6 protein-coding genes are annotated in these 6,135 nt (G+C 63.9%); 4 read left to right on the top strand and 2 right to left on the bottom strand.

The features are described 5' to 3' along the window. Positions 1-121: 121 nt before the first annotated feature. Entirely contained in the window at positions 122-802 is a 681-nt protein-coding gene (locus tag AC13EK_RS17130; RefSeq protein WP_026108966.1) for a YiaD family glycine zipper/OmpA-like lipoprotein, read from the bottom strand. A gap of 147 nt (positions 803-949) precedes the next feature. Between AC13EK_RS17130 and AC13EK_RS17135 the strand changes: the two genes are divergently transcribed. Both AC13EK_RS17135 and AC13EK_RS17140 read left to right on the top strand, forming a co-directional pair. Then, a complete protein-coding gene (locus tag AC13EK_RS17135) occupies positions 950-2,266 on the top strand; it encodes a hemolysin family protein (protein ID WP_037510219.1) in 1,317 nt (438 codons plus the stop codon). 2 nt (positions 2,267-2,268) lie between these two features. Further along, entirely contained in the window at positions 2,269-3,075 is an 807-nt protein-coding gene (locus AC13EK_RS17140) for a kinase (protein ID WP_069335573.1), read from the top strand. Between the two features lie 31 nt (positions 3,076-3,106). On the opposite strand, the gene AC13EK_RS17145 is transcribed toward AC13EK_RS17140, so the two are convergent. Further along, positions 3,107-3,730 (bottom strand): c-type cytochrome, encoded by a 624-nt coding sequence (locus AC13EK_RS17145; protein WP_037510216.1) that lies wholly within the window; start codon positions 3,728-3,730, stop codon positions 3,107-3,109. Between the two features lie 172 nt (positions 3,731-3,902). On the opposite strand from AC13EK_RS17145, the gene AC13EK_RS17150 reads away from it, so the two are divergent. Continuing rightward, positions 3,903-4,793, top strand: a complete 891-nt coding sequence (locus AC13EK_RS17150; RefSeq protein ID WP_069335572.1) for a prephenate dehydratase — start codon at positions 3,903-3,905, stop codon at positions 4,791-4,793. A gap of 688 nt (positions 4,794-5,481) precedes the next feature. After that, a complete protein-coding gene (locus AC13EK_RS17155) occupies positions 5,482-6,039 on the top strand; it encodes a DUF1254 domain-containing protein (protein ID WP_483022285.1) in 558 nt (185 codons plus the stop codon). Positions 6,040-6,135: the final 96 nt, after the last annotated feature.

Here is a 6,135-nt window from a genome sequence, read left to right on the forward strand (position 1 = left end):
CTATGCCCGGCGCGCGCGAAGGTCAATGAGGATAATGTTGACGGGCGCGTAGGGGCGGTTTTGTGCTGTCGGCAGCGCAGATGGTCGGTCGGGCCGCCCGTTCGAGCGGCCCGAGCCATTGTCAGTTGCGCACGTCGGATTCGGTGACGGGCGAGATCTTGATTTCGACGCGGCGGTTGGCGGCCTTGCCTTCCTCGGTCGCATTCGACGCGATCGGCTGGGTTTCGCCAAAGCCGCGCGTGGCGATGCGCGCCGACTGGACGCCATGGCTGGTCAGATAACCGGCGACCGACTGGGCGCGGCGTTCCGACAGCGTCTGGTTATAGGCGTCCGACCCGTCGCTGTCGGTGTGGCCATATACGTCGATATAGGTCTTGGGATATTGCGACAGGATCGAGGATACCTCGTCCAGCGTGGGGCGGAACTGCGGCTGGACGCTGGCGTCGTTGAACGCGAAGGTGATGCCCGAGGGCATGCGCAGCAGCAGGTCGTCGCCCTGGCGGATCACGTCGACACCGCTGCCGGCGGTCTGCTGGCGCAGCTTGCGTTCCTGTTCGTCCATATAGGAGCCGATGCCGGCGCCCGCGATCGCGCCGATGCCGGCGCCCAGGATCTTTTCGGTGCGGTCATGCCGGCCGCCGACCAGATCGCCCAGCAGATAGCCGCCCAGCGCACCGCCGATGCCGCCGATCGCCGCCTTCGACATGCGCTTCTGCCCGGTTTCCGGGTCGGTGGTGCAGGCCGTGGTGGTCAGCATCGCGGCCAGGCCGGCGGCCATCATGATCCGGTGCGAAATCCTCATTCTTCTATTCCCTTGTCCTTGGCATCCGCGTGGATGGATGCCTCCCTAATAACCCAGGCGATGGATTGTTCCACAAGTGAACTGAACGGGCGATGATGGGATGGTTGTGAAAACGAAAGAATAAAGGTTATAGGGGAGGGGACCACCATGGCCACGATCCCCCCTCCCGCTCCGACGCCCTTCCCCTGGGTAGACCTCATCATCATCCTGGCGCTGGTCGCGCTGAACGGCGTCTTCGCGATGTCGGAGCTGGCCATCGTGTCCGCGCGCAAGCCACGGCTGCAGGCGATGGAGAAGGCGGGCAAGCGCGGCGCCAAGTCGGCTCTGCAGCTGGCGGCGGACCCCGGCAAGTTCCTGTCGACCGTCCAGATCGGCATCACCCTGATCGGCATCATTTCGGGCGCTTATTCGGGCGCCAGCCTGGGTGGGCCGACCGGCGAGCGGCTGGCGGCGCTGGGCCTGTCGCCCAATATGGCGGAAAATCTGGGTTTTGCGCTGGTCATCGGCCTCACCACCTATGCCTCGCTGATCATCGGCGAGCTGGTGCCCAAGCAGTTCGCGCTGCGCCAGCCCGAGCCGATCGCCGTGCTGGTGGCGACGCCGATGCTGTATCTGGCCAAGCTGACCGCGCCGGTCGTGTGGGTGCTCGACAAGTCGAGCGGCCTGATCTTCAAGCTGTTGGGGCTGGATCGCGAATCCGAACATCATGTCACGGTCGAGGAACTGCATCTGATCGTCGCCGAGGCGAGCCGGTCTGGCATCATCGAGGAAAGCGAGCGGGCGATCATCTCCGGCGTGGTGCGGCTGGCCGACCGGCCGGTGCGCGAGGTGATGACCCAGCGCATGGATGTCGACTGGATCGACATCAACGCCGATGAGGACACGATCCGCCTGCGCCTGCTGGAAACGCCGCATACCCGCCTGCCGGTGGGCCGCGGATCGGTCGAGGATATCATCGGCATCGTCCAGGCGCGCGACATCATGACCGCTTTGTTCCGGGGCGAGGCGCTGAATATCGAGGCGCTGCTGCGCAAGGCGGAGGTCGTGCCCGACCAGGTCGACGCGATGGATGCGCTGGAAGTGCTGCGCAAGTCCGACGTGCCGATGGTGATGGTGCATGACGAATATGGGCATTTCGAGGGGATCGTGACCCCGGCCGACCTGCTGTCCGCCATCGCCGGCCATTTCGCGTCGGACCGCGATGTCTATGACGAGCCGGACATGGTCGAGCGCGAGGATGGCAGCCTGCTGGTGTCGGGCCAGATGCCGATCGACCAGCTGGCCGAGAAGATCGACATCAACCTGTCCGAGGACCGCGATTATGCGACTGTCGCGGGCCATGTGCTTTGGCTGCTGAAGCGACTGCCGGAAGTCGGCGACTATGCCGAGGATCAGGGCTGGCGCTTCGAGATTGTCGACATGGACGGACGCAAGATCGACAAGCTGCTGGTCGCGCAGCTCTGACCATGGCGGTGAAGGCGCTCGATGCGGTCGATCGCCTGGCGCTGCGCCTGCTGGAAGAGAAGGACGGCCTGGCCGTGCTGGGCCTGTGCGGGGCGCAGGGCAGCGGCAAGAGCACATTGGCGCAGGGGCTGCTGGCGCGCATGCGCGCGCGCGGCGTGGCGAGCGCGATCCTGTCGATCGACGATCTGTATCTGACGAAGGGTGAGCGGGAAGTGCTCGCCGGGACCGTGCATCCGCTGCTGCGGACGCGGGGCGTGCCAGGGACGCATGATGTCGCGCTGGGCTTGCGGGTGCTGGACGGGCTGGCGGCGGGGCAGGCGGCGTGCTTGCCGCGGTTCGACAAGGCGGTGGATGATCGCTTGCCTGAAAGTGCGTGGCCGGAGGCCGGGGCGGGGCTGCGGTTGCTGATCCTGGAGGGCTGGTGCGTGGGCGCGCGGGCGCAGGCGGCTGGTGAACTGGACGCTCCGGTCAACGCGCTGGAGCGGGACGAAGATGGCGACGGGCGCTGGCGGCGCTTCGTCAATGCGGCGCTGGCGGGGGACTATCAGACGCTGTTCGGGCGGATCGATGCGCTGGCGCTGCTGGCGGCGCCGGGGTTCGACGTGGTGCAGGGCTGGCGGACGCAGCAGGAGGCGGAATTGCGCGCGGCCGGCGGCGGCAGTGCGGTGATGAACGATGCGGAGATTGCCCGCTTCATCCAGCATTATGAGCGGCTGACCCGGCATATATTGGACGAGATGCCGGCGCGGGCCGATCTGGTCGTGGCGCTGGATGCGGAGCGCGGCGTGACGGCGGTGCGCAGCCGATAGCCAAAGCCACCGGCCGCGCCCTATCCGAAACTTACTGCGCCGCGTTCTCGGCCGGGGCCTCGGTCGCGTTGGCGGCATTGTCGCCGCCTTCGGCTGGGGCGGCGTTGTCGGCTGCGGCCGGCGCGGCATCGGCGGCGGGCAGGGGGAGGTTTGACCCCTGGGTATTGAGCCAGGCGATCAGGTTGGCGCGATCGGCCGGGTTGGAGAGGCCGGCAAAGGTCATCTTGGTGCCGGGGGCAAATTCACGCGGGCTTTTCAGCCAATGATCGAGATTGTCGAAGCTCCATTCGCCGCCCTTGCTCTTGAGCGCTTCGGAGAAGGCGAAGCCGCCCTTGCCCTGGCCGATGCCTTCGCCGACGGTGGCATAGAGATTGGGGCCGATGCCGTTGGCGCCGCCCTGGTTGACGGTGTGGCAGGCGGCGCATTTCGCGAACACCTTCTCGCCGGCCGCGACATCCGCGCTCGCGAGCAGGGTGTTGAGGCCGGGGCCGCTGTCGCCGCCGCCTTCGCCTTCCACCTCGACGCCCTCGATCGCATAGCCCATCTTTTCGGGCCGTTCATCGTGGAAATATTTGGAACTGACGATCGCGCCACCCAGCGCGATGATGCCTGCAAACAACGCCCACCCTGCAACGGTGTTGAATCGATCGCCCATCCGCAGATTTCCCTCGCATCTTTGTTATGGAGGCTGTCGTGCGCTCCCCCACTTAAGCACTTGCCATAATGGGGGATAGGCCGGGGTGCAACCCGCCGTGGCGCTTTTCGAGCGGTGCCGCCCCGCCGATGCTTGCGCGCGATCCCCCAACTGCCTAAGCGCGCAGGCACGCATGGAAAATTATCCCGCCCCCGCTCGCGCGCTGGTCGCCGACATGTCGCAAAAGGCCGCTGCCGATCCGGCGCGCGCCGTCGTCTATCAGGGTGCGCCCGGTGCCAATTCGCACCTGGCCGCGCTTGGCTACGCCCCCGATTGCGTGCCGCTGCCCTGCTTTGCGTTCGAGGATGCGATCGACGCGGTGCGGGGTGGCCTTGCCGCCCGAGCGATCATTCCGATCGAGAACAGCCTGCACGGCCGCGTCGCCGACATGCATTTCCTGCTGCCCGAATCCGGGTTGCACATCGTCGACGAATATTTCCTGCGCATCCGCCACTGCCTGATGGCACCCGACACGGTGCCGGTGAAGAGCGCGATCAGCCATCCGCAGGCGCTGGGCCAGTGCCGCCATTATCTGCGCGAGCGCGGCATCCAGCCGGTCGCCTATGCCGACACCGCCGGCGCCGCCGCGCTGGTGGCGGAGACGCGGGCGCCGGGCGAGGGCGCGATCGCCCCCTATCTGGCCGCCGAAATCTATGGCCTGCGCCTGATTGCCGAGAATATCGAGGATAGCGACGACAATATGACCCGCTTCCTGGTGCTGGCGCGCGAGCCCAAGGCACCGGCGGCGGGCGTCGGCCCGGTCATGACCACCTTCCTGTTCGAGGTGAAGAATATCCCGGCCGCACTCTACAAGGCGATGGGCGGCTTTGCGACCAATGGCGTCAACATGACCAAGCTGGAAAGCTACCAGCGCGGCGCCAGCTTTGCCGCGACCGAATTCTACTGCGATATCGAAGGGATGCCGGGCGACCCGGCGGTCGACCGCGCGCTCGCCGAGCTGGAATTCCACACCAAATGGGTGCGCGTGCTCGGCAGCTACCGCCAGGCCCGCCCCCGCACCTGACCGCCGCGCCCGATAAAGGGCGGTTTCAGGGTCACGCCTGGGGCGCTCCAGGGTCATGGCGCGAAGTTCATAGTGTCGTGATGCGATAGTACCGGCGTTTTTCGCCGTTTTCGCGCCTGTCCCGCGCCGCTGACGCGCCTGTTGGATCACATCCGGGTCATGGCGACGCGCCATCAGGGTCACGGCTGCGCGCCTGTTGGGTTGCGGGGGTGGCGGCGTATGGGGGTGCGCGCGCAAGGGCGGGATCGCGGCTGCTCCATCGCAGAGGATAGATCAGAAATTGGCCGAGTAGGAAAGATGGGCTGGGGTTGGCCGATACGCGAAGGTCTGGTTCGGGGCTAACATGTGGCGATAGTTGCCGTTGGCGCGCGCCGTTTACCGATCCTTCTTGGTCGATTTTCATTCACCAGGAACGGACGGTCTGCAATCCAGCGGCAGCACTCCAACTTGGCGGCACCTTCAACCCTGTTTCAAGGAGTTTCACTGGGTTGCATCACAAGTGCCATAATCGGGGTAAATTCACAGGTGCTTCGGGGTAGGTCCTGATGGTGAAAGATTTTCCTCACCGGCATCCTCGAAGTCATTCGCAATTAGTGGCCTGTGATGCAATCCAAATCCAACATCCTAGTAATTTCAGCGATGAGTAGGTCACGGCAACCTGAGACGCCATAACCAAGAGGTTTAAGGTATGAGTAAGGTTTTCAAAACTCTGGCGGTAGTTATTTGCGCAAATACAATGTGCTTGAACTACAGCATGGCGCAGGATGGCAAGGAACCTCTGAGCGGGAAACCTCCAGCTGGTACCAAGGCGTCAGTCACAGATTTTGATTATCAAATCAAATACCAAAGAGCGTTTGAAGCAATCATTTGGTCGATGCCGATGACTGCCGGATACGGCTATAGGCGCGGTGCGGTTGAAGGTGCTGGATACAAAGATAACGACATAATTTATATGAGTGGTGGAGCGACGCCACTAATGAAAACCGCTACTTCGAATAGCACCACGCCATATATTGCTGCATTTGTTGATCTGCGAAAGAGCCCCGTGATTTTGGAGATTCCTCCAGCTTCAGCTGAGGGGAGCATTTACGGGCAGGTAACTGATGCATGGCAGGTTACGATTGCAGATATTGGTCCATCGGGCGAAGATGGGGGGAAGGGCGGCAAATATTTGTTCACCGCTCCTGGTTACGACAAACCTATTGTTAGCGTCCGCGCTCGTGGTGTAATTTCCGGTGTAGATTGAGGTGATCGCATGGGGTTGGGCATGCCCAACCCCATGCGATTTCGAACTCGGTGGCCACCGGGCTCATCGGTAAGGTGGAGTTACCACACGTCACAC

Source organism: Sphingobium sp. L-44 (assembly GCF_056859495.1).